This is a genomic window from Aristophania sp. ESL1100 (assembly GCF_058511235.1).
Genome location: NZ_CP196394.1, coordinates 249,941 through 271,310, shown reverse-complemented (window position 1 = coordinate 271,310; position 21,370 = coordinate 249,941). Strand labels below are relative to the sequence as shown.

Here is a 21,370-nt window from a genome sequence, read left to right as displayed (position 1 = left end):
AGGGCCTACTCAGCGCCCTCACTTTCAGGCGTGATTTCTGGCGTGATGTGTGGCGCGGCTGGCGGCAGGGCTTCTGGTTTTGGCTGGGACAAATCTTCCCTTTTGAGAGAGTCTCTCATGATCAGGCCCCACTGAATGATGGGAAAAAGAGCGCTGATAAAAGACAGCAACGCCAGAGAGAGGGGAGCGTTTTCACCATAGCGCGCTTTCATCACTTTCAGGGCAAAAGGCCCGATGAACGCTAAATCCATCCCCAGCAGGACGATCACCGGCACCAGCGTCAGCAGCAGCGTCCTGAGTGCGATGGAGTGCGATTTCATAAGGGACACCAGATAGGACATCACACTGTTAATGGGCAGCATGACCAGCATGAGCGGGACGGCGCAAAAAATCGGGAAGGTGAGAAAAGCGAGGTCTCCTGAAAACAGCTGAAGGTCGTAATGGCAGAAAAGGGACATAAACGTAAAGAGAGATGCCCAGATAAGAACACATCTGGCATTAGCGCCAGGATAGACATATCTCAACCAGCGGGACCGCCACAAAGCCCTGATAGGCGCTTTCGCAAACAGGCCCGCATTCGTTTGAAGAGCGCCTCTCCAACTGACATAAACAACAAGAAAAAGCACAAGACCCAGTAACCAGGTCCCTTCCACAGACATAGTGACCAGAATCGTCTGAGTGGCTGGGTCGTAATACATCTTATATCCTTCTATAAACATAAGAGCTCAAAGTAACGTGACCGTACGTGATGGTCGCCGACTATGAAGTTTTCATATCAAAATAAGTGAGTGCGGCGTTTAGACTGAAATTAAGTCTTTATTATGATCTTATTAATTATTTCTTAAATAATTGAACGGTCTGTTACGCATCATGATGTCTCTGAAAGGTGGCCTCGAGGCGGAGCTTTTTCCAGACGCCCCAGCCCCAGTAAAAGACGGCAGGCAGTCCAACCACGCACAGACCCAGATTTTCCATGCCCTTTTCACCCAGTCCTAAACGGAAATTGTGAAACAGGTAATCATAGGGTGCGATAAAGGCGATCATGGGAAGTGGCAGAAGAGCCAGCGTCACCCCTATGGGAGAGCGCACCCCTGTTAAAGACAGCAACACGGACACGGCGCTGTTGAGCAGCAGAAAGATCGCGATGGACAACCAGCTTATGATCAGCCCAAGAATGACAAAAAAAGGAAGTACAATCAGCACCTTACCGCGAAGAAAACACAGAAAAAGGACACCCCATAAACCAACCCAGATCAGGGTGCAGCGAATGATCAGGGGGAAATAAACGAATTTCAGCACCTTGCTGCCCGTGCCCCTCAGAGATGTGCCCCCCAAAGGTGGGAAGCTCAGGGGGGACGCACCTTTGAGAGCGTTTTTCACACTCACAATGATAAAGCCGATAATCAGCATCATCATTACGAGCTGCAGGCACCCCGCCAGGATCATGACACTGAGAGGGGGAACGTGGTGGGTCATCACTCTTTTCGGGTCATGTCATCAGGACGATTGAGGCGGAGCTGCCTGCGCATTTTTATGCCCCAATCGATAACGCCGGGAAGCGCCAGGAGGAAAAAAAACAGATCCATCACGATCCTTACCCCCCTTCTCTCATAGAGATTATGGAACAGATAAGAGCATGGCCCGATAAAGGCGATGAAGGGAATGGGCAGGAGAACGAGCAGAATAAGGGACGCAGAGCGCACCCCCCTCCAGCACAGCAGGGCTGAGACCACGCAATTGAGGGCCAGAAAGATCATGGCAGACAGGCCGCACAACAGGGCAGCCATCCCAAAGCTCCCTATAACGAGCGTCAGCGGCTTTGTCATCAGTAACTTACTGTTACAGACTATAAACAGAATGCCCAACAGAATGCCCAACAGAACGGCCCAGATCACGCTGCAGCGGATTATGAGAGGAATCTGAACAAATTTCAGCGCTGAAGGCATCGTGAAGGTTCGAAGCGGTTTGCCCCTGATATGATTTTTAACCATCACAATGATCCGTATAGAAACCAGCACAATCACACAGAGCAACAGTATTTCTGAAATCGAGGTGAGCTTGTACAGTAAAATATGGCCTTTATGGATCATCTCTCTCCCCTTTGCATGAACCCGTCATAAAGACGCCGAAGACAGAGCTTTTGCCAGACGGCCCAGCCCCAGAAGAGCGTAGGCGGCATAACGCTCGATAAAAGGAGGATGTCCTGCTCACGCCATGTCTGCCCAGAAAAAATATGAGAAAAAATATGGAAAAAAATATGGGGAGACAGAAAGAGGCAGAACACAGGAACCAGGAAACTGATGATCGGCACCGTAAGAAGGACGAGGATAATCAAAAAGGGCGAGCGCAGTTTCATCCACGTAAGCAGGGCTGATAATGCGCAATTCAGGACGAGAAACGGCGCGATCAACAGAGAGGCAAAACTCATGATCGCAATAATGCTAAGAGGGAACACGATCAAAAAGAGAATATTGGAAACAGACAGGGCGATGAAACAATAGACACCCCAGAGACAGCAACAACCGGCGGCACAAGGACCATAAACATAACGCATCAGAGGATTCCGGTCTGAAAAGCGGGTGATCGCTTTGACCTCTGAACGTCTCACAATCTTCATAGCGCAAAGCAAAGGCGGCAGGACGAGCAAACACGCCAGAACCACCGTAACTATATTGCCTATCAGAGCGTTAAACACGGCACGGCTCATTTCCCATCCTCTTCCGCCCCACTCTCTTCGGAAGGAGGAAGGCGCCCGGATTCTGTGGTCCAGTACGCGTCCTGCCAAATCTCCATGGCCCAGAAAATAGCGGAAGGGATCGCCAGGAGGCCCAGGCCGATATCAATCCCGATCCTCGACCCCAGTCCGTCGTGAGGATCATGACACAGATAATCATAAGGTCCGATGAAAGCGATGAAGGGGACCGGCAGAAGGGCCGACATGATCAGCGTGGCAGAGCGCACTTTCGCCCAGGATAGCAGCACCGAGACCATGGATGTGCCGATCAGGAAGAGTGAGAAGGGCAGGATGGACATGGCAATGATCACCATGATCAACACGGGAAAGGCGATCAGCGCCAGACCCATAGTGACAACCAGGAACAGGACGCCTATGATCCCCGCCCAGATCAGGGTGCAGCGGACAATCAGGGGCAGATTTACAAATTTCAGCACCGGGGGCATGGTGACGCTCAGCCCCTCTTCGCCCCTGAGATAGTTTCTAATCCTCACAATCAGGAGGGTTACAACCGCTATAACCATAAAGAGCAGCACCCAGCCCCCCAATATGGTGAACCTGGACAGATACAGATCATCATGACTATGAGCCATGGTTCCCTCCGCGATCAAAAGATCTCATAAAGACGCCCCGCTCTGCCATCCTGCGTTCCTCAAGGCGGGCAGAGTGCTTTGTTTCTGAAGAAACGTCCGGGTCATGTGCTGCCCTCTTCTGGGCCGCCCTCTTCCGAAGGAGGAAGGCGCCCGGGTTCGCCGGTTCGGTAAATGCCGCGTCTTATCCCCCTGGCCCAGAAAATAGCGGACGGAATCACAAAGACGCACAAACAGAGATCGAACATGATCTTCAGCCCCACTTCCTTGTGAGAGCCGTGACCCAGATAAGCAATAGGCCCGATAAATGCGATGAAGGGGACCGGCAGAAGGGCTGACATGATCAGCGTGACCGAGCGCACCTTCGCCCGGGTCAGCAGCAGCGAGACCATGATGGTGAGAGGCAGAAAAATCGAGAGGAACAGGGTGATCGACAGGGCTATGACGCCAAAAATCCCAATAATGAATATAAAAGGGGAAATCGGGGGGCCAGGAAACACCTTACCGCCAGAAGCATGCAGGCACATCAGGGCGACCACAACGCCCATGATCACGACCCAGATCAGGGTGCAGCGGACGATCAGGGACAGATTTACATATTTCAGCGCCGGGGGCATGGTGAAGCTCAGCCCCTCTTCGCCCCTGAGATAGTTTTTAATCCTCACAATAAAGAGGGTTAAAACCGCTATAACCATAAAGAACAGCGCCCAGACCACCAATAGGACGGACCTGAAATCATGGAGAGCATCATGATTATGAGCCATCGTTCCCTCCGCGATCGAAAGATCTCATAAAGCCACGCCGCTCTGCCATTCTGCGTCCCTCAAGGCGGGCAGAGTGCTTTGTTCCTGAAGAAACGTTCGGGTCATGTGCTGCCCTCTTCTGGTCCACTCTCTTCCGAAGGAGGGAGGCGCCCGGATTCTGTGGTCCGGTAAGCGCCCCGTCTTATCCCTATGGCCCAGAAAAGGACGGATGGGATTGCCATGATGCCAAGGCCGATATCAATCCCGGTCCTCGAAGCCAGTACGTTGTGAGAGTCACGAAGCATATAATGATAGGGTCCGATAAAAGCGATGAAGGGGACCGGCAGAAGAGCTAACATGATCAGCGTGGCAGAGCGCACCTTCGCCCGGGTCAGCAGCACTGAGATCATGGATGTGACAGGCAGAAAGATCGAGAGCGACAGGATGCTCAACAGAGCTATGATGCCAAAAATTATAAGAATAACCATAAGAATCGTTAGAAAAAAGGGAAGCGGAGAGGAAGGCAAGAACTTACTGCCAGAAACAAACGCCTTAATCAGGATCACAACATCTGTTATCCCGGCCCAGATCAGGATGCAGCGGGCGATCAGGGACAGATTTACAAATTTCAGCGCCGGGGGCATGGTGAAGCTTAGCCCCGCTTTACCCCTGATATGGTTTTTAATCCTCACAATAAGGAGGGTTAAAACCGCTATAACCATAAAAAACAGCAGCCAGTCCCTCATTATGGTGACCCTGAACGGATCCATAATATTATAATAATTATGAGCCATCGTTTCCTCCGCGATAAAAAGATTTCATAAAGATGCGCCTCCCTGTCGTCCTCTCTGGCTCCTGCGCCTGTCACAATGGGCATTCCACCAGACCGCCCCGCACCAGAACAGCAGGGCTGGGATAACACTCGTTAAAAGATCACTTTCCCCCTCGTTCCATCCCCATGGTGATTGGCGGGCAAGAGACAGCAGGACGATAAAAAGCGGGATCAGAAAGCAGATGATCGGGACGGGCAGAAGCATGAGTGTCACGACAAGGGGGCGACATTCTTTCATGCCCGTCAGGCAAGCCGACGGGAACGAGCTCAAGGCGATGAATCCCGTAATGAATGGAAATGCCAGAAGCAGCACGATCATCAGGTAACAAGGCAGAAACACCAGGAAAAGCGGTTGTGTGACACACAGAGCCAGAAACAGGCACGACACCCAGACGAGATAACAGAGAATGATATCGCGCTTGTAAACATAGCGCGTCAGGCTGTCAGGTGGGGCGCTCTTTCTGTCGGGGTTGGCTGCGCAGAACGCTGAGCACAACCCGGCAAAGAACAAAGGCAACAGATCAGCGACCATCAGTGCCAGAAAGAGCTGAAGGGTCATGTGCCACCCTCTTTGGACCCAGCTTCTTCAGACCCACCCTCTTCTAAAGGGGGGAAGCGCTGGTACAGATGCCGGCGCCAGAGCTGCATGGAAGGCAGAGCCGAGTAGAAAAGCAGAACGTCAGGAATGAGCCTGGCAAGCGGGTTACCAGGGAAAAAGACACGGACTGATAAATAATCACAAGGTATGAAAAAAGCGACGGCAGAAACGCCGATAAGGGCCCTTCTGATCACGGTGGAAGAGTGCCGCCCCCTCAGGAAAACCAGCCCCGACACCATCATGCTGCCCAGCAGAAAAAGCGCCATGGAGAAAGGAAGCAGATCAAGTGAGGCGATGAGCACAAAGGAGGTCCATGTCTGGAACGAGAGCACGACGTACCCAGCTGACAGGATCGTGCTCAGGATCGTAAAAAGCACGAACAGGCATCCCCCTGAAAAACTCCAGAGCAGCACAGTGCGCGCAATCAGAAATGGGTCAACAAACTGCAACGCCTCTTTCCCCTCGCGCCTGTTTCTGAGCGCCGGAATAATGAAAGGGGACAGCAGAACCATGACCGCCAGCGACGACCAGCAGGCCGCGCGGAAAGCCGCCCCGATATCAAGCACCTCCATCCTTGCGTTCTCCCTCTGTCAGACCCCCATTAAGGACAAACGCGACCTTATGTGATCGGCAATCATAATGAAAGGACAGTATTTATGAAATATAGGGACATATCTATTACGATATAAACGCCAATTACGTCACCTTTAACCCTTCATTAATGAGATATAAAGGCGCGTTATTGCGCAACAGCACTCTGGAAGATATTTAGTGAAAACAGTTATTTAAAGTGATGTGATAGGGATTACAGGGAGGCCTCAGACCACACGCGCCCCACCCCTTTCAGGAACGCGGCAGAACAGAAAACCACCCCGATCCCTGACAGACACATTTTCGTGAGAAAGAGAGGGAATGGTGTGTCACAATAAAACGCTCCGTTTCGAATGGTTTACAAAAAGTAAATCGCTTGCGTAACTTTTAGAGACGTGGAAGTGTGAGAGCGTGGGCATCATCTCTGGGACTGATTTCCTCACTGTCGTAAAAGAAGCGGACAATCATATATGGCGGGTAAGACGATTTGGGACGAATGCTCAGCGTCATTTAACAAGCTGGCAAAAGATGGCGTCATCGGGTTTTACAAAAGCTTCGACGTTGTCGAGATCTTCGCTTTCCAGAAAGACAAGCCTCCTTTCAATGTGTTCTCCATCCTTGTTGCGAAAGAAGAGGACACAGAGGACGGAAACACTGCCAAACGTCTGCTTCCCCCTATCACACTGGAAGGACTCCCTGATTGGCAGTTCGTTATCCAGCGTTCCACCCAATCAGTCGATACGATCGGTAAGGCCATTAAGGATTATGGTGATCACCTCACATGGAACGCAAGCGGGACCTCCCTGAAAAGCGGTCCCCTTACCCCGATCCTGGGAACCTTCGTTCCGGCGGACCAAAAAATTCCTGGTTTCCATAATAAAGGAGACGCTTCCCTTAATCTTGTCTTGAAAAACAATTTCTGGAACGGCTCGCACATCATCGAGCTGGCGGATCCCGAGAAAAAGGACATGGCCTTCTTTTTCGAGACCCCGTCCCTTTTGCAGGAACTCTCTACCGAGATCTCAAAGATCATCCCAATTCGCATTGCAGCACTTTCTGACAGGCTGGGAAACATCATCATCCAGTTTCCGGTAACGGTCATTTGGACCACTTTTCACTATGATGTCACCGCACAACATTATAGCATCCAGCTCGCATGGCACCCTCGGGCAGAACCGCGTACTCTGCAGGCACAATGTGACATCAGCTATGACGGCGCTATTTCAGGATTTGCCTCACGAACCATTCAACCAGGAGAAACTATTCTACCAATAAGACAGAACAGGCACACTCTCGCCAACGGTAACGGCCCGCGTTGCATAATTTACGATGATAAAGGAAGGATCCTGGCCGCTACGCAGGTGCCGGATTTGGCAGAACCAGACACGTCTCAAGACCATCGCTGTGAAGGAGAGGGGCCACGTCGTTTTATTCAAAAGGAAAAAGATGACCAGGGAAAAACTAGTATAATAGAAATGGAAACCTATCTTTTCCAGCGTTCTTCCTTTCTGGACAAAAGGGACAAGCCTGAAGATGCAGATCGGAAATTTATTATACAAAGAGAAGACCATGACAAAAAGCCCATAGAAATGGCTCAGGAATTCCCTCTTTATGATGACGCTATTGCTGATTTTAGGAACTATGTTGCTAAAAACAATCGTGCGAAAAATGAATATTGGGCGGAAAAAAGGATTTACAAAGAAGAACTGGCAATTTTAAAAAAAGAGGTCCGTATTAAACAATATTATGGTCTCGATAGTGATAAGGATGACCTCCAAATCACGTCACTCAAGGATCTATGTTCCCTTATTATAAAACATAATAAAGCAGGCACTTTGTTATCAGACGACCAGTTTCAAAAACTTAAATCTATTCATAATCGTATCGTTACTCAGGACGAGCGTCTCATGACGTTATCCGATGAAGAGATAAGCGGCCTTCAAGAACTTTGCCGCTCGATACAGGAAAATAAAATCACTCTCCTAGAGGAAGAAAATCAACGTAAATTCAAAGCGATCCACGATGTGATCCGTGACATCAATCTGGAAAAACCGTTAATAAAAGAAAAATATATCGAACAGCTCAAATTTCTTTGCGACATTTTAGAGAAAAATAAGAAAGACCAGAAAGATATCGGCTTAAAACCTCAGTTCCTTGACGTTCTGGTAGAAATTTATGAAGAGATTAGCAAAAATGAATGTTCACGCCTAAAATTAGATGAAAATATAATTAATATACTTAAAGAGTTATACGATTATCTTAAGATACAGAAAAAAGACTCACTAGTTAAATTAGATAAATCTTACCAAATATTAATACATCGTTTATATGGCTACTTTAATAAAAAGAAAGACCGAAAGTCATGTTTGAGCGAGGACCAGTTCAAAAAACTTGAAGCCCTTGAGCACGAAGTCAAAAAGTCTCAGACGAATCAGCAACAAAGCTTACAACTTAATGTTCTCAATGACCTCTCAAACCGATTCAACGAACAAAGAAGCATATGGTTAGACGATCGTGACCTGATAGACCTTCAGGATATCTGCGACCAGGTCAGAAAACAGAATGCTCCCTGGTTACAGGATACCGATCTCCAGGTCCTTAATGAGTTCTCTCGTTACCTTAAAAAAAATACCTCAAATGGCTTCTGGTTATGGAACCTGCACCTCAAGGCTCTCAAAGATATTCGCTATCTCATCAATAGATATGGGACAGAGGGTGCCTGGTTATGGGACCCTTACCTTAGTGCTCAAGACATTCTCGAAACACTTTTTTATTGCCGGCATCCAGGCGTTGAACTCCGGGCTCTGGCAATCGCTCGAAAGATCTCAGATAAGGATAAAAAGGGAGAGGCTATAAAAGGGAAAATAGACAAACTACGGGAAAAACTTAATACATATAAAGGAAATACTTCTTTCCTTAATCTGGAATATAGAGCCAAAATCGACACTATTGGTTCTGACTTCCATGACAGGTTCCTGATTTTTCCAAATCAAGGACATGGTGCACGAGCATGGTCACTTGGCACATCAGTCAATACTGTCGGTAAGAAACACCATATCATACTGGAATGTCCAGACGGACAGAGTATCAAAGATGCCTTCGAAAAATTATGGAATGAGCTGACACGTGACGAAGAAACCAGCGAGAAAACCCTTATCTGGAAGTCCCCATCATGACGTGGAATGAGCATTTAAACAGAGCCTTTGAGGAGGCACGTGCGATAATACTGCCAGTCCCTCCTCCCACATCATTTGAGCGCGTCCGCGAGCGCTGCTCGCAACTCCCGGAGGGCAATTCAAAACTTTGGGAACCATTCTTAACTGAATTTTATTTCCTTTGCGATATTAAGGACAATGTGCCCGTTTCATCAGAAGAGTGCGTCTCTCAGAAATGGGCGAATACCCTTGCCTGGCTGATACAGGGCCTGATTTCCTGGCGAAAGGGCAGTCCTGACTCTAAAATAACACTGAATTTCATGCTTAAGCTGGCCAATGCAATGGATCGGGACGATCATTTCTGGCCTCAAATGCCAGAAGAGATTAAAATAAATAATGAATTACTTGAAACCCTGGCTGATGAAATTTCATCCATAGAGTCAAAATATGAGATAAAAGCATCAGGGTCATCTTATGATATAATAGCGCAGTTCGCAGCTGCCGACAGAGCCAATAACTGGTATGAACTGCTGCCCCTCTACAATCATCTGAATGGACTTCAAACTGATGGCTGGCCTGGTTGGTATGCACATATGCTGGCCTATTTCAATTTTGATGCGCTTATTGATGCGACACATAATATCAAACAAACAATTTCAGCACGATGTCTTATTGAATACTTGGATGATGATGAAGCCTTTAGACTGGCGCTTGGAACTGAAAGCCTTCATCTGAAATTCGCCGTTATTTACAAAAATATTTATAAAAAGACGAAAGAAGCTTTAGCGCAGAATCTCCCAGCGCCAAAGCTTCTCACGGAACCCCTCACAGAGCTCCTCATTCAGATCAGCGAAATACCTGACCTCTGGCAGGCATGGATGAAAGTTTTTAACAGCCAACCTAACGATTTTCCGAAATTGCAGGAACCATTGGGAGCGGCCCTTGCGGAAATGACACCAGAGGCGATTGGCGCCTATATTGATAGTTTCGGCCTACATATAAACAACTCTACTCCACACTTTATCCTTTACTCATATAATCAAGATAGAAAGAGTGTTACATCCTGCCTGAAAAGTTTCAGACAAAACGCTTCGCTTGCAAAACGGAACATATTATGGAAAGCAGCTTTTAAACGCTGGATGGAATGGGACTTTCACAGAGCTTCAACAAAATACGTGCCTTGCAGGATTACGTTTTCTATATTGGACTTTGCAATTATCGGCTATCTTCTTGAATCGTGTAATGACCAAGAATGTAAAGAGCACCTAGTCGAATATTACGACAAGCTGAATAGATTATCAGACAACTGGTATTTTTATCATGAGGAATATCAGAGAGAAAAATGGCGCCTTCTGTCGCATATGCAGCCTTTTCTTCATGCATATAATATTCGTGGCACAGATCAGGACTGGCTTATGGAAGAGCCTTACCCAGCCTATGATCCGGAAACCGACCCCTATTACGCCCTGAAGTTTAACGATACAGGGTCTTTTTAATGAACGCCCTGAAACGATTAGGCCATGTTCTCCCCCTCGCCCCAGGCCGCTTTGAAGCAGTATCCGCCAGTGGTAGATCACGCCGTAACGCCTTATTTCGAAGATTTCTCAGGCTTCTTTTCGTGCTTCCCGGCAACGAACAACCCTCTCAGCACGATAGCAACCAGGCTGACAGCGGTGCTGCCGATCAGAATGGAAAAAGGTGTGTCGGATAAATGGAAAATGCCCAAATGCCAGACAGAGCCAAAGCCCTGAAGCAAAATCACAAATGCTGCAAAGGCCGGAATAGATCCTCCATCCCCCCCCCTTTTAGAAGGTTCTGACGGTGGGGATCTCCCTGATATGGGTTGTGTAGCGAGGGGAGCGCATGGTGTTGCGGGCGGTCCAGAGGGGGGTGGCGGGGACTGAGGAGGACCGTATTGTTCCGCGGCCGTAACGGGCATTCAGCCTGTCGAGAGACTGCATGAGCACGCGCCTCTTTTCATCATTATGGGCGCTGAAAAGACTTTTCGTGCTGGACGCTGCTGTCAGATCATCGAGCAATATGCCAGCCTTGTTATAGCGGTAGCCATGTTTCCAGATCGGCTTTACCAGACGCAGCGCTTCTGAAATCAGCAGGGTGGTATCACTGGTGGGTTCAATGGCCGCCCCTCTCTGATTGGCATAATAGGGGTCTTTATTATGACGGTTGGTCTGAATGAAGACCGAAAGATACCCCGCCTCCAGATTTTCAGCGCGCAGTTTTTCAGCCGCACGGGTGGCATAAGCGGCAATGGCCTCGCGCATTTCCTTCCATTGCGTAATCGCCCTGCCAAATGATTTTGATGTCGTAATGGATTTTCTGGGAGAGGAGCGTTCCTTGAGCTCCGCACAGGAGACCCCCTGCAGCTCAAGCTGGACCTTCCTGCCCTGGCTGGAGAGGAGCCGCCCCACGAGAGGCGGCGGCATGGCCAGGAAATCGGCGATGGTCAAAACACCATGAGCCCTCAGTTTTTCCTGGTTTTTCCGCCCTATGCCCCAGACCTCGCCCACCTCCAGCTTCGCAAACCAGTCCGCCCGCACGGCCTCATCGGTCAGGTCACAGATCCCTTGCAGATGGGGGGTTTTCTTGGCGAGGTCATTGGCCAGTTTGGCAAGGGTTTTCGTCGGGCCCCAGCCTATGCAGGTCGGAATTTTTGTGATGGTGAAAATATCGTCCCTTACAGAGCGGCATAATTCTGCAAGATTGTCCATTCCGCTCAGATCGAGAAACATTTCATCAATGCTATAGGGCTCAACCCTGGGCAGACGCTCCCCCAGACCGAGGAAAACGCGCCGTGACATATCACCATAAAGCACATAATTGCTGGAAAACCAGCGCACAGATGAAAGCTCCGGCCGGTTGCGGCAAAGATGATAGGGCTCCCCCATTTTAATCCCCAGCGCCTTGGCCTCAGCTGAGCGGGAGATGGAACAGCTGTCATTATTGCTCAGCACCACCACAGCTTTATCGCGCAGCTCCGGGGCAAAAACCTTCTCACAGGAACAATAGAAGTTATTGCCGTCAATCAACCCGAAAACCGGCTTCATACCGCCTCACGCACCAGGCTGACCACCATACCCCAGAGCGTTGCCTCTTCATTCTCAGTCAGACAGACCGACCGGCCCGTCTGAGCCGAGACCAGAAACCAGTCCTGCCCGGCCTGTCTGATCTCTCCCACCAGAAATTCATTGGCGACACTGGCGACAGCAATCCCGCCGGATTTCGGCCGGGCATCGGTCTCGATAATGAGAATATCACCATGCTGGATATGGCGGTAGGCCAGATCATCGCCTTCAACACGCATCAGATAACGGCTCGGCCTGCGGAGCTCCAGCGTATCTGAAAGGTCTATGGTATTTTCAATGTAATCCTGCGCGGGCGAGGCAAAACCCGTCGTCTGGTCGCCCTGATAGTCGTGATGTGCAAACTCGTCTTTCATTTCAGAAGAAAGATAGGATCGGGACCTGAAAATATCAATATTGTGACTCTTTTCCCTCCCCCCCTCATTTTTCAAACGCGCTTCAAACAATTTCGAACGGGGCTGGGGGCGTCCGGGAGTGTCGGATGGGGGATTTATGCGGCGGGGGGTGGCTAAACGCTCTGCGGGCAGAAAAACGGTCCCCGAAAAAAGACACATCCTCACCCCGGCAGCGCCCCACCTGAAAGGGGGATGGTTCCGGCCCCTGACGTAAAGGGAGGGAGCGGCGCATTCTGCCCTGTATGAGCGAGATGACATTACTCCCCTTGCCTGAGCAGAAGAGCGGCGCTGTGCCTGAGTGGGTGCATGTGCTTCCCTCGGGTTCCTTCCCAGCGCTTGGCGGGTCGAAGACCTACCGCGCAGAGGATCTCCCTTCCATTATTGAGCGCTCGCTCAAGAGCGGCAAGATTGTGCTTGATGAAAATCACAGCACGGACCTCGCCGCCCCGCGCGGCAAAGCCTCTCCTGCCATGGGGTGGATCACCGCGATGGAAGTCCGCCCAGACGGGATCTGGGGACAGGTGGCCTGGACCCGGCGAGGCCGGACCGCGATGGAGGACCACGCCTACCGCGCCATCTCCCCGGCATTGAAAACCCGGCCGGACGGCACGGTTCTGCAGATCCTGCGGGCGGCCCTGACCAATAACCCCGATCTCAGGCTCACAACCCTTCATTCACAACAGATAGAGGAGGATGCGTTGGCGTATCCACTTTCGGCACTCTGCTCGCGCCTTGGCCTGCCGGCCGGGTCTGACGAGGCAGCCATCAACACGGTTCTGGACGCGGCCCGAAGCCACATCACCCTTCACGCCAGAGCCGCAGAGCTTGCCGGGCTTGACGCCACGGCCTCTGACGAAACCATCCTCTCCCATCTCAGGGCGCGCCAGGAGCAGCTCACTCTTCACGCCGCTTCCGAGCAGAGCCTTCAGGAAGAGCTCGAGGCGCTGAAAGCCAGCAATGCCAGAATGACCGGTGAACGCTTTATCGAGCAGGCCGGCCGGAAGAAAGTCATTACCGACGCGCTCAAAACCCAGCTCATCGCCCTTTTCGTCACCAATCCGGAGCTGGCCCGCAACATCATTGCCAGCCTGCCGGACGCCCCCTCTGCGCCTACCACAAGCCTGCACGGTGCGCCCACAACGCCCGCCCTCACAGGGTCTTACGTCGGAGTGGACGCACGGTCGCTCAAATCCATTGATGAAGCCCTCGGCCTGACAGAGGCCGATCTGAAAGCAGGAGGATTGCTCTGATGCTCAAACAGGACCGTGTTCTTTCTGAAAAGAACGTCCCCCACGCCCCTGAATTCGCCCATGACGTCGCACAGGGCTTTACGCTCTATCGCGGCGCGCTGAGTGCTGTGTGCCAGGATGGGACCATCGTGCCCGTCGGCGCCACCAACACCCCCTCTCCCATCATTGCCTGTGTGGGCATTGCCTCCCGCGGGAGTGAATGCGGGAGTGAGGGCCTGCTGGTCTGCAAGGGCTGTTATGCCCTGCCTTTCGATACAAAACCTGATTGGTCCTCGATCGGGCAGGACGTGTACGCGCTTGATGATGAGACCGCCTCTCTCGGCAAGGGCTCAGACGACCAGCAACCCCCGACAAGGCTGAAAATCGGCACACTCGCCGGCATTGAGGGCGGAGACGCCTACGTGCTGATTTCCTGAGAAAGAAGGTGAATCATGGATATTTCAATCGGTAAAATCAACGCCCTGACCGCGCGTATCAATCTGGCCTTCAATAAATACATCCAGACGATCGATACGCATTATAAACCCTTCACGCTCGATGTCCCTTCCTCGGCAGGGGAAGAGGTCTATCCCCGCCTGCTGGAGCTGCCGGGCTTTCGTGAATGGCTGGGCCAGCGCATCATCCACCGCATCGGTGCGGACGGGCGCATGACCATCCGCAACAAGACCTTTGAGCAGAGCTTTTCCATCCGCCGTGAGGATATTGAGGATGACCGGCTCGGCTTTCTCACCCCCGTGACGCTCCAGCTCGCCTCGGACGCAGCCAGCCTGCCTGACAAGCTGGTGTTTGAATTGCTGGAAAATGGCCATAAACAGAAAGGCCTCGACGGGCAATATTTCTTCGATACCGACCATGAGGCCCATGACCAGAACGGCCAGGAAACGGTTTTCTCCAATATTCTGCGCCCCGGTAATGGCGAGGGTGCGGTGCCCGCCTGGTACCTCTTCAATACCAGACAGCCTTTGAAACCCATGATCTTTCAGCGCCGGCGCCCCTTTACCATTCAGGCCCGCACCCAGCTGACGCAGGAAAATGTCTTTAACGGCAATGAATTCGTCTGGGGGGCTGATGGCCGCTGCGCCGCTGGCTTCGGTCTGCATAATTTTGCCCTGCGCTCCACAGCCCCGCTCACAGCGGAAAATCTGGGCACGGCGATCAGCCAGATGCAGGCCCAGTATCGCCGCGACGGAACCCCTTACAACACACGGCCAGACACGCTTTACGTCCCCGCCTCGCTCGAAGGGCCGGCACGCCAGCTGGTGGAAAAGGACTTCCTGCCCACATTGGCCCCTGACAACAAGACCTATGTCACAGGCTCCAACCCCTGGGCAGGCACGGTCAAGCTGGTGGTCTGCCCGTATCTCAACACGCTGGCGGTGAATGACTGATGAGCCGCTCAGACGACACACGCACCCCGCAGAGGGTGCAGCGCCTCACCGCTTCCGGCCCGCAGGACATTCCCCCCGGCTCTGTCCTGATCATCTGTGCGACACCCGGCTTCAGACGCGCAGGCCTCACCCATGAAAGGGTAAAGCTCTGGCCGCGCCATGAACTGAGTGACGAGCAGCTTGACGCCCTGAAAGGTGAATCTGAACTGACGATCATTGAGGTCTGCTAACCATGGCCTATGCGACACTGAATGACCTGATTGCCCGTTACGGGCGCAGCGAAATCGCCGCCACCAACCCTGATCTCGACGTGCCCCGCACGACCCTTGATGAGGCGCGCGTGAATCAGGTGCTCTCAGACGTTTCAGCCCTGATGGACAGCTACCTCCAGCGCCGCTACCGGCTGCCCGTCAGCCCGGTGACGCCCATATTGGTGCGGATCTGCTGCCAGCTGGCCCGCTTTGACCTTGCCACGGGGGGCGACAACATCCCCTCCGAGCAGATCAGATCCGGCTGGCAGGACGCCATGAACTGGCTGAATGACCTCGGTTGCGGCCGCGCCACGCTGGACGCCCAGCTGATTGCTGAATTCCGTCAGGGCTGGTCGCGCATTGCCGGCAGACCCGCCGAACTGAAGGCTGAAACCCTATGGTAGGAGACACAACACAGCCCGCCAATACAACGGTGGATACACCCGCCGCTACAACGGCCGCTGGAACACCGGAAGATACAACACCGGCGGACACAGCGACAGGCACAACAGCGGCCGACACAAATCCGGCGGACCCGACAACACAGAATGACCTCACCCCGCAAGGCTATCCTGAGGCCATTCTGAAAGGCGACGTGCTGGCAGAGCTTTTCAAGGCCGTGCAGGCACGCCTCAAGGCGCTGCTGCCCGAGAGCATTTTTGCCCATACGATCCTGCCCTCCAATCCGGGCAAGACGACCTGGCAGGCTCTGGCCAAAAATGGTGCGACCGTCGCGATGGGGTTTGGCAACTGGCACAGCCCTGAGCTGACGGGGGCGACTTTCCGGGGGAATGTCTCATTTCCGCTCTGGGTGATGCTCACCCAGGCCACAGGGGAAGAGCTTTACCTCGGCACAGGCCAGCTGCGCGGGATCGGCATCACAGGTGTGATGGCCGCTCTGGCGGGCGGGCTGCATAACTGGCGCGTTCCGGGCATTGGCACATGCTGCGTCCGTAACCTCAACATCCCCCCCACACCCGACTGGTTTGATGAGCGCAGTGCCATCATCTGGGCGGAGCTGGTCTTTCACGGGGTCAGCCTGGGCAATGCGGAAACGCGGGCCCTGCTGGAGGATTTCATCACGCAGGCAAGCCGGATTGAAACAACATTTCCCGCCCCTGCACAGAAAGGAGACAAAGAATGAATGACATGATTCTGGTCAAAACCGGGGAAGGACGGCGCATGGTCACCCCCCAATGCCTGGAGGTGCCCAAAGGGCCCTTCAAGGTCAATCGCCATGACCCCTATTGGGCCCGCGCCCTGCGTGTGGGCGATCTGGTCGTCGTAAACGAACCCGCCTCTTCAACACCGGCCCCTTCAACACCATCGAACCCGGCACCTTCAACACCGGCATCAACACCATCAGCGGCATCTTCAAAAGAGGATCACACATCATGAGCGTCATGTTTCAGGAAATTCCAGGCGAGTGGCCTGTTCCCGGCTCCTATACCGAAATCAGCTCCACCCCCGCTCCGGGCTCCCTGTTGGGGATGCCACTCAGGGCGGTCATTATCGGCCCGACCAGCAATAAGGACCTTTCCAATCAGTTGCAGGAATATATCACGATTGGCCAGGCGGAAGCACTTTATGGTATCGGCTCTATCCTGACACAGACAATCCGTGCGTTCCTTACGGAAAACCCGACCATGAGTGTGGATGCCATCGGCGTTGCCGTGCCTGATGCCAATATCGGTACAGCCAAGGGGTCCTTCGCATTCTCAGGCACGGTCCTCTCTGACGGAACAGCCGTCGCACTCCTTGGCGGTGTGCGCGTCAGCTGGCCTGTGAAACAGGGTGATGAGGCCCCCACAGTTGCGGCCAATATGGTAGCGGCAGCCAAGGCAAATTCCGAATTTGCCCGGACAGGCTTGCTGATCGAGCAGGGATCGGATGACAACAACAACCAGGTCATCATCACAGCTGGTGAAGCAGGCGAATGTTGGAATGCCGTTAATCTCGGCTATGACACTGCCAACAATAACATGATTTCCGGCATCAGCATCCTGATTTACCCCATGGAGGGCGGAGCGGGCATCTTCCCGGTTGATGATGCCCTGCTCGCTCTGGGAGAAACATGGTACACAGACCTGATTTACGCAGGCACAGATGACAGCACAACATTGACACTTGCTGCCGAGGCAAAACGGCGCAAGGAGGCCATGGTGGCCAAGGACATGCGCGTCTATTATTCAGATTGCTCCACACTGGGCCAGGCCATAAGAGATAAGGGCAGCGTCGCCACCTCTGACGACGGGATCTACATCCCCCTTTATAAAGCGCGTGCCTGCCCCTGGCAGGTCAGTGCGGCAGTGGCAGCACAGGTTGCCCAGTCCCTCACAAATGACCCGGCCCGCCAGCTGCGCACTCTGCCGCTCAATACCCTGACCAATCTCGGCCCTGAACCGATTGACCAGTTTTCACAGACGCAGCGCTCTGTCCTGCTCCAGAATGGCTGCTCGACGGTCAATATCCAGAGTGACGGCACCATAACGCTGGAGCGCGTGATTACAACCCGCACAAAAGACCCTAAAACAGGGCAGGCTACTGGTGTGTGGGACGTAATGATCCCCGCTATTGCCGCGCGCATCCGCTATGAGTGGAACAGCTACGTCAATGAGGTCTATAACCGCGCCAAGCTGGCCGATGATGACAGCCCGCTTGCCGATGCGGACGGCGTTGTCACATGCCGGACACTCAAGGCCTCATGGATTGCGCAATGCCTGCTTTACCAGAAACAGGGCTGGATTGACGATGTCGCCACTCTGGGCGCGCAGGCACGCTTTGAACGCAACGCTGAAGACCGCTCCCGCGTTGATTCCTTCCTTCCGATCAAGCCAATGGGCAGCCTGATTGTCCTGGCAAACTCTCTGCAATTACAGGTGTAAGACATGGCACAGACACTCGGCATTATCCGCTTTTTCTGGCGTGGCAAACAGTACGATACTGATAAAAGCTCCTCGGTCAAACTGAGCGGGGTCAAAAATAACGACGTTCACGCCAATTTCCGCACGCTCCGCTCCTCTGAATATCAGGGCGGGCAGGTCAAGGTGAATGTCAATCTGACAGGCGACATGTCGCTCAATGACTTTGACCCGTCCCTGGGTGAAGGCGAGCTTCAGCTCCAGACAGATCTTGGCGCAACGATCGTCATTTCAGATGCGTATGTGCGCGACCAGCCTGAATGGGCCGCCGGCGGCAAGGCCACCAGCGTGACCTTTACCTTCAACACATGGCAGGAAGTTAAATAATGTCCAAAGACATAATGTCAGGCGAATTAATGCCAGAAGGCGTCACAAGAGAAGGGATGGGAGCTGAACAGCTCCCTCCCGGGGCTGAGGCGCTGGAAGATGGCTCCATCCGCTACGTTCTTGCCCGCCCTGTCTCGCTCGAGATGCAGGGTGGTGCGCCCAAAGAGCTCTCTGAACTGGTTTTTCGTGAACTGACAGCGGGCGATCTGATTGACAGCAGCACAAGCGGGGTCACGGCAAAAACCTCGCTCGACATGTTGCAGCGCTGCACGGGCCATAAAGGACTGGTGGGGGAAAAACTCCTGCGTGCCATGAGTGCGCGTGACTATGTGCGCTGCCAGAAAATCATGGCCCTTTTTTTGGACGATGGGGAGAAGACTGGCCTGTAAGGCTGGCTGCTCTCGCCAACACGCTGCGGTTCAACCGCAGCGACCTCCGCGCCCTGACCCGGCGCGAGCTCGCCTTCTGGACCGCAGCACAGAATGACTATGTGACGATAGCCCTCAAACAGGGAAAACATACAGAGGATTAAGCCATGGCCACAACCCTGACAGGAAGTATGACCGGCGATGAGGACAGCCTGATACGGACGGTCACGGACCCTTTGGAAAAAATCCTGGATAAATTCACGAAAAGTGCCGGGAAGCTGAACGACCTCATCGATAAAACATCGGATAAGCTCAAGGGAGTTTCGGGCTCCTCTTCGAGCTCGTCTTCCAGCGAGGATAAGGGGAAAAAGGACGCCCACAAAAAGCTGGAAGAGCAGGCTGACAAGGTCAAGGATACACTGGGCACGATCGGCCAGAAACTCGAAGCCTTGAGCCCGCTCGATAAATCCAGCGAATTTGACAAGACCCTCCGCTCGGCTGGTGAACAGATCGGGCTGGCCGGCAGCATTCTGGACAAATTTGTGCAGGATGAAAAAATCAATATTGAAAAACTCTCTGCCACGACCGGCCAGTTAAGTGAGACGCTTGCCAGCCTGCCGGAAACGCTGATCAAGGGCGGCACCAGCCAGTCTGATCTGAACCGCACCCTTGAGCTCAGTGCCCAGGCTGCCACAGCTTATAATGTCTCTCCGGACATCGCTGCCAAAGCCGCCCTGATGCTCCACAACTCTCTGGGCATTACCGACCAGGCCGGGACGCAAGGCGCCATGGCGGCAATTAATGATACAGCAAGACTGGGTGGTTTCTCAGTCACAGACATGGTACCCCTGCTTGAGAAATTGCTTGCCACACCACAGGGCGAGAAGTTCCAGGGGCGGGAAGGGCTCAATGATCTGGCCACCACCCTTTCTGCCTTGAGAAATGTCACAAATCACAATCAGGCCAAATTTGATCAAGCCACCGCCTATCTGAACACACTCCTCTCCACCAAAGGGCCGGCAAATTGGAGCAAGCTCGTCCCCACATCAGACGCTGATTATGGTCATTTCATGCAACAGGCCCGGAACCAGGGGAAAAACCCGGTTGAAGAGGCTTTGAAACTTCTCAAGGAAGGCTATGACAAATCCTCGAATAAAGAGAAATTCCTGGCCACGGCCGCCGGGCCCGGTGATAAAATCAACCCGGGGACGTTAACGAGCGTCCTCGGTAATTTAGATCAGTTTAACAAAATTCACCAGACAGCCGCCTCGGCCTCTTCTGCCTCCTTCAATCAGGCTTTCAGTCAGAATCAGAACACGCAATCAGCGAGTGTCAATCGTTTCAATGAGGCCGTCTCACGCTTTGCCCGGATCGTCGGGGATAGCGCCGTTCCGCTCCTGGATGGTGCAACAGTCTGTCTTAACAAGGTAAGTGATGGTCTGCTCTATCTGAACCAGCGCTTTGGTCGGTGCACCACAGCCATCCTTGCGATGGGGACGGGGCTCTTTGTCCTCACGACAGGCTTCAAGGTATTAAAGTTCCTCTTTTCCGGCCTGTCCGGCATTGCAAAATTCTTTGGCGGCACTTTTGCTCGCCTGATACGCGTGCTGAGATGGGGGGCCAGCCTTGTGGAAATTGCCGTCGGAGCCCTTGCCACATTGGGGATCCCTTTTGAAGCGGTCGTGGCTATTATCATTGCCGCTGTTGCCGCAATAGCGCTCGGGATTTACGAACTCTGGCAACATTGCGCGTCATTCAGGAACTTTTTTCACGCGATTGGCGACGAAATCAGCAATTTCTTCCATTATGTGAACTCCAAGCTCCCGAGCTTTCTGCAATTTGGCAACAGCACGCCTGCCAAGCCTGAAGCCCCCCTGCCGGCCCCGCCCCCTCTTCCCGCTCCCCCCAAGCCGGGAGATCCCTTCGGCAAGTCCCTTTTTGCCGGCCAATCCGGGCCGGAAGATGCCCTTGCCCAACCGCTTCCTTTCCAGATGGGGGCAGCGGCAGGAGCGCAGGATTATAATGTTAAAATCATGATTGAAACAGAAAAGGGCCTGAAGGCCACGGGCCGTTCCTCTGATCCAGCCGTCATGATTGATTATGGCGCCATGATGGGGAGAGCCTGA

26 protein-coding genes are annotated in these 21,370 nt (G+C 52.8%); 14 read left to right on the top strand and 12 right to left on the bottom strand.

What is annotated here, in order from left to right; genetic code table 11:
• Positions 1-5: 5 nt before the first annotated feature.
• The 7 genes from ACSYSY_RS01315 to ACSYSY_RS01285 form a co-directional block, all read right to left on the bottom strand.
• The gene (locus tag ACSYSY_RS01315) at positions 6-698 is read right to left on the bottom strand and encodes a hypothetical protein (RefSeq protein ID WP_491707541.1); all 693 of its coding nucleotides are present in this window, start codon (positions 696-698) and stop codon (positions 6-8) included.
• A 163-nt stretch (positions 699-861) separates the two neighbouring features.
• The gene (locus ACSYSY_RS01310) at positions 862-1,476 is read right to left on the bottom strand and encodes a hypothetical protein (RefSeq protein ID WP_491707540.1); all 615 of its coding nucleotides are present in this window, start codon (positions 1,474-1,476) and stop codon (positions 862-864) included.
• Entirely contained in the window at positions 1,476-2,090 is a 615-nt protein-coding gene (locus ACSYSY_RS01305; protein WP_491707539.1) for a hypothetical protein, read from the bottom strand. The genes ACSYSY_RS01310 and ACSYSY_RS01305 overlap by 1 nt, the downstream gene beginning before the upstream one ends.
• Positions 2,087-2,707, bottom strand: coding sequence for a hypothetical protein (locus ACSYSY_RS01300; protein ID WP_491707538.1), 621 nt, complete (start codon positions 2,705-2,707; stop codon positions 2,087-2,089). The genes ACSYSY_RS01305 and ACSYSY_RS01300 overlap by 4 nt, the downstream gene beginning before the upstream one ends.
• A complete protein-coding gene (locus ACSYSY_RS01295) occupies positions 2,704-3,327 on the bottom strand; it encodes a hypothetical protein (RefSeq protein WP_491707537.1) in 624 nt (207 codons plus the stop codon). Before ACSYSY_RS01295 ends, ACSYSY_RS01300 begins: the two co-directional genes overlap by 4 nt.
• A gap of 101 nt (positions 3,328-3,428) precedes the next feature.
• On the bottom strand, positions 3,429-4,088 hold the full coding sequence (locus tag ACSYSY_RS01290) for a hypothetical protein (RefSeq protein ID WP_491707536.1): 660 nt from the start codon (positions 4,086-4,088) through the stop codon (positions 3,429-3,431).
• A 101-nt stretch (positions 4,089-4,189) separates the two neighbouring features.
• A complete protein-coding gene (locus ACSYSY_RS01285; RefSeq protein WP_491707535.1) occupies positions 4,190-4,477 on the bottom strand; it encodes a hypothetical protein in 288 nt (95 codons plus the stop codon).
• On the opposite strand from ACSYSY_RS01285, the gene ACSYSY_RS01280 reads away from it, so the two are divergent.
• Complete coding sequence (locus tag ACSYSY_RS01280) at positions 4,476-4,847, top strand: hypothetical protein (RefSeq protein WP_491707534.1); 372 nt, start codon at positions 4,476-4,478, stop codon at positions 4,845-4,847. The two genes, ACSYSY_RS01285 and ACSYSY_RS01280, sit on opposite strands and share 2 nt — an antisense overlap.
• Positions 4,848-4,885: 38 nt before the next feature.
• On the opposite strand, the gene ACSYSY_RS01275 is transcribed toward ACSYSY_RS01280, so the two are convergent.
• The gene (locus ACSYSY_RS01275; RefSeq protein WP_491707533.1) at positions 4,886-5,458 is read right to left on the bottom strand and encodes a hypothetical protein; all 573 of its coding nucleotides are present in this window, start codon (positions 5,456-5,458) and stop codon (positions 4,886-4,888) included.
• Positions 5,455-6,069: a hypothetical protein gene (locus ACSYSY_RS01270; protein ID WP_491707532.1), complete on the bottom strand. Its 615-nt coding sequence runs from the start codon at positions 6,067-6,069 to the stop codon at positions 5,455-5,457. The genes ACSYSY_RS01275 and ACSYSY_RS01270 overlap by 4 nt, the downstream gene beginning before the upstream one ends.
• A gap of 489 nt (positions 6,070-6,558) precedes the next feature.
• Here ACSYSY_RS01270 and ACSYSY_RS01265 point away from each other — a divergent pair, with 489 nt between their 5' ends.
• Positions 6,559-9,264: a VPA1262 family N-terminal domain-containing protein gene (locus ACSYSY_RS01265; protein WP_491707531.1), complete on the top strand. Its 2,706-nt coding sequence runs from the start codon at positions 6,559-6,561 to the stop codon at positions 9,262-9,264.
• Complete coding sequence (locus ACSYSY_RS01260) at positions 9,261-10,739, top strand: hypothetical protein (RefSeq protein WP_491707530.1); 1,479 nt, start codon at positions 9,261-9,263, stop codon at positions 10,737-10,739. The genes ACSYSY_RS01265 and ACSYSY_RS01260 overlap by 4 nt, the downstream gene beginning before the upstream one ends.
• 92 nt (positions 10,740-10,831) lie before the next feature.
• Here the strand turns inward: ACSYSY_RS01260 and ACSYSY_RS01255 are convergent, their stop codons facing one another.
• The 3 genes from ACSYSY_RS01255 to ACSYSY_RS01245 are packed head-to-tail and all read right to left on the bottom strand — an operon-like array spanning position 10,832 to position 12,997.
• Positions 10,832-11,005, bottom strand: a complete 174-nt coding sequence (locus ACSYSY_RS01255; RefSeq protein WP_491707529.1) for a hypothetical protein — start codon at positions 11,003-11,005, stop codon at positions 10,832-10,834.
• Positions 11,006-11,048: 43 nt separating this feature from the next.
• A complete protein-coding gene (locus ACSYSY_RS01250) occupies positions 11,049-12,308 on the bottom strand; it encodes a Y-family DNA polymerase (protein ID WP_491707528.1) in 1,260 nt (419 codons plus the stop codon).
• Positions 12,305-12,997, bottom strand: a complete 693-nt coding sequence (locus ACSYSY_RS01245) for a LexA family protein (RefSeq protein WP_491707527.1) — start codon at positions 12,995-12,997, stop codon at positions 12,305-12,307. Before ACSYSY_RS01245 ends, ACSYSY_RS01250 begins: the two co-directional genes overlap by 4 nt.
• Between ACSYSY_RS01245 and ACSYSY_RS01240 the strand changes: the two genes are divergently transcribed.
• The 11 genes from ACSYSY_RS01240 (at position 12,982) to ACSYSY_RS01190 (ending at position 21,370) form a co-directional block, all read left to right on the top strand.
• Complete coding sequence (locus ACSYSY_RS01240) at positions 12,982-13,989, top strand: phage protease (RefSeq protein WP_491707526.1); 1,008 nt, start codon at positions 12,982-12,984, stop codon at positions 13,987-13,989. The two genes, ACSYSY_RS01245 and ACSYSY_RS01240, sit on opposite strands and share 16 nt — an antisense overlap.
• A complete protein-coding gene (locus ACSYSY_RS01235) occupies positions 13,989-14,405 on the top strand; it encodes a hypothetical protein (protein WP_491707525.1) in 417 nt (138 codons plus the stop codon). Before ACSYSY_RS01240 ends, ACSYSY_RS01235 begins: the two co-directional genes overlap by 1 nt.
• A gap of 15 nt (positions 14,406-14,420) precedes the next feature.
• The gene (locus ACSYSY_RS01230; protein WP_491707524.1) at positions 14,421-15,377 is read left to right on the top strand and encodes a Mu-like prophage major head subunit gpT family protein; all 957 of its coding nucleotides are present in this window, start codon (positions 14,421-14,423) and stop codon (positions 15,375-15,377) included.
• Complete coding sequence (locus ACSYSY_RS01225; protein WP_491707523.1) at positions 15,377-15,607, top strand: HI1506-related protein; 231 nt, start codon at positions 15,377-15,379, stop codon at positions 15,605-15,607. Before ACSYSY_RS01230 ends, ACSYSY_RS01225 begins: the two co-directional genes overlap by 1 nt.
• Before the next feature lie 2 nt (positions 15,608-15,609).
• Entirely contained in the window at positions 15,610-16,032 is a 423-nt protein-coding gene (locus tag ACSYSY_RS01220; RefSeq protein WP_491707522.1) for a gp436 family protein, read from the top strand.
• Positions 16,026-16,772, top strand: a complete 747-nt coding sequence (locus ACSYSY_RS01215; RefSeq protein ID WP_491707521.1) for a hypothetical protein — start codon at positions 16,026-16,028, stop codon at positions 16,770-16,772. The genes ACSYSY_RS01220 and ACSYSY_RS01215 overlap by 7 nt, the downstream gene beginning before the upstream one ends.
• A complete protein-coding gene (locus ACSYSY_RS01210; RefSeq protein ID WP_491707520.1) occupies positions 16,769-17,026 on the top strand; it encodes a hypothetical protein in 258 nt (85 codons plus the stop codon). The genes ACSYSY_RS01215 and ACSYSY_RS01210 overlap by 4 nt, the downstream gene beginning before the upstream one ends.
• Positions 17,023-18,513 (top strand): phage tail sheath subtilisin-like domain-containing protein, encoded by a 1,491-nt coding sequence (locus ACSYSY_RS01205; protein WP_491707519.1) that lies wholly within the window; start codon positions 17,023-17,025, stop codon positions 18,511-18,513. Before ACSYSY_RS01210 ends, ACSYSY_RS01205 begins: the two co-directional genes overlap by 4 nt.
• Before the next feature lie 3 nt (positions 18,514-18,516).
• Positions 18,517-18,876 carry a phage tail tube protein gene (locus ACSYSY_RS01200; protein ID WP_491707518.1) on the top strand — a complete coding sequence of 120 codons (360 nt, stop codon included), beginning with the start codon at positions 18,517-18,519 and terminating at the stop codon, positions 18,874-18,876.
• Positions 18,876-19,265: a phage tail assembly protein gene (locus ACSYSY_RS01195; RefSeq protein WP_491707517.1), complete on the top strand. Its 390-nt coding sequence runs from the start codon at positions 18,876-18,878 to the stop codon at positions 19,263-19,265. The genes ACSYSY_RS01200 and ACSYSY_RS01195 overlap by 1 nt, the downstream gene beginning before the upstream one ends.
• A 146-nt stretch (positions 19,266-19,411) precedes the next feature.
• Positions 19,412-21,370 carry a phage tail tape measure protein gene (locus ACSYSY_RS01190; RefSeq protein WP_491707516.1) on the top strand — a complete coding sequence of 653 codons (1,959 nt, stop codon included), beginning with the start codon at positions 19,412-19,414 and terminating at the stop codon, positions 21,368-21,370.

Bases quoted from the DNA above. Each gene is read 5' to 3' on its own strand.
- ACSYSY_RS01275 (WP_491707533.1), bottom strand. From the start codon at position 5,458: ATGACCCTTCAGCTCTTTCTGGCACTGATGGTCGCTGATCTGTTGCCT.
- ACSYSY_RS01245 (WP_491707527.1), bottom strand. From the start codon at position 12,997: ATGTCATCTCGCTCATACAGGGCAGAATGCGCCGCTCCCTCCCTTTAC.
- ACSYSY_RS01265 (WP_491707531.1), top strand. From the start codon at position 6,559: ATGGCGGGTAAGACGATTTGGGACGAATGCTCAGCGTCATTTAACAAG.
- ACSYSY_RS01210 (WP_491707520.1), top strand. From the start codon at position 16,769: ATGAATGACATGATTCTGGTCAAAACCGGGGAAGGACGGCGCATGGTC.
- ACSYSY_RS01295 (WP_491707537.1), bottom strand. From the start codon at position 3,327: ATGGCTCATAGTCATGATGATCTGTATCTGTCCAGGTTCACCATATTG.
- ACSYSY_RS01200 (WP_491707518.1), top strand. From the start codon at position 18,517: ATGGCACAGACACTCGGCATTATCCGCTTTTTCTGGCGTGGCAAACAG.
- ACSYSY_RS01225 (WP_491707523.1), top strand. From the start codon at position 15,377: ATGAGCCGCTCAGACGACACACGCACCCCGCAGAGGGTGCAGCGCCTC.
- ACSYSY_RS01230 (WP_491707524.1), top strand. From the start codon at position 14,421: ATGGATATTTCAATCGGTAAAATCAACGCCCTGACCGCGCGTATCAAT.
- ACSYSY_RS01270 (WP_491707532.1), bottom strand. From the start codon at position 6,069: ATGGAGGTGCTTGATATCGGGGCGGCTTTCCGCGCGGCCTGCTGGTCG.
- ACSYSY_RS01280 (WP_491707534.1), top strand. From the start codon at position 4,476: ATGGATGTGACAGGCAGAAAGATCGAGAGCGACAGGATGCTCAACAGA.
- ACSYSY_RS01285 (WP_491707535.1), bottom strand. From the start codon at position 4,477: ATGATCTCAGTGCTGCTGACCCGGGCGAAGGTGCGCTCTGCCACGCTG.
- ACSYSY_RS01315 (WP_491707541.1), bottom strand. From the start codon at position 698: ATGTATTACGACCCAGCCACTCAGACGATTCTGGTCACTATGTCTGTG.
- ACSYSY_RS01290 (WP_491707536.1), bottom strand. From the start codon at position 4,088: ATGGCTCATAATCATGATGCTCTCCATGATTTCAGGTCCGTCCTATTG.
- ACSYSY_RS01300 (WP_491707538.1), bottom strand. From the start codon at position 2,707: ATGAGCCGTGCCGTGTTTAACGCTCTGATAGGCAATATAGTTACGGTG.
- ACSYSY_RS01220 (WP_491707522.1), top strand. From the start codon at position 15,610: ATGGCCTATGCGACACTGAATGACCTGATTGCCCGTTACGGGCGCAGC.
- ACSYSY_RS01305 (WP_491707539.1), bottom strand. From the start codon at position 2,090: ATGATCCATAAAGGCCATATTTTACTGTACAAGCTCACCTCGATTTCA.
- ACSYSY_RS01260 (WP_491707530.1), top strand. From the start codon at position 9,261: ATGACGTGGAATGAGCATTTAAACAGAGCCTTTGAGGAGGCACGTGCG.
- ACSYSY_RS01310 (WP_491707540.1), bottom strand. From the start codon at position 1,476: ATGACCCACCACGTTCCCCCTCTCAGTGTCATGATCCTGGCGGGGTGC.
- ACSYSY_RS01240 (WP_491707526.1), top strand. From the start codon at position 12,982: ATGAGCGAGATGACATTACTCCCCTTGCCTGAGCAGAAGAGCGGCGCT.
- ACSYSY_RS01190 (WP_491707516.1), top strand. From the start codon at position 19,412: ATGGCCACAACCCTGACAGGAAGTATGACCGGCGATGAGGACAGCCTG.
- ACSYSY_RS01205 (WP_491707519.1), top strand. From the start codon at position 17,023: ATGAGCGTCATGTTTCAGGAAATTCCAGGCGAGTGGCCTGTTCCCGGC.
- ACSYSY_RS01215 (WP_491707521.1), top strand. From the start codon at position 16,026: ATGGTAGGAGACACAACACAGCCCGCCAATACAACGGTGGATACACCC.
- ACSYSY_RS01195 (WP_491707517.1), top strand. From the start codon at position 18,876: ATGTCCAAAGACATAATGTCAGGCGAATTAATGCCAGAAGGCGTCACA.
- ACSYSY_RS01250 (WP_491707528.1), bottom strand. From the start codon at position 12,308: ATGAAGCCGGTTTTCGGGTTGATTGACGGCAATAACTTCTATTGTTCC.
- ACSYSY_RS01235 (WP_491707525.1), top strand. From the start codon at position 13,989: ATGCTCAAACAGGACCGTGTTCTTTCTGAAAAGAACGTCCCCCACGCC.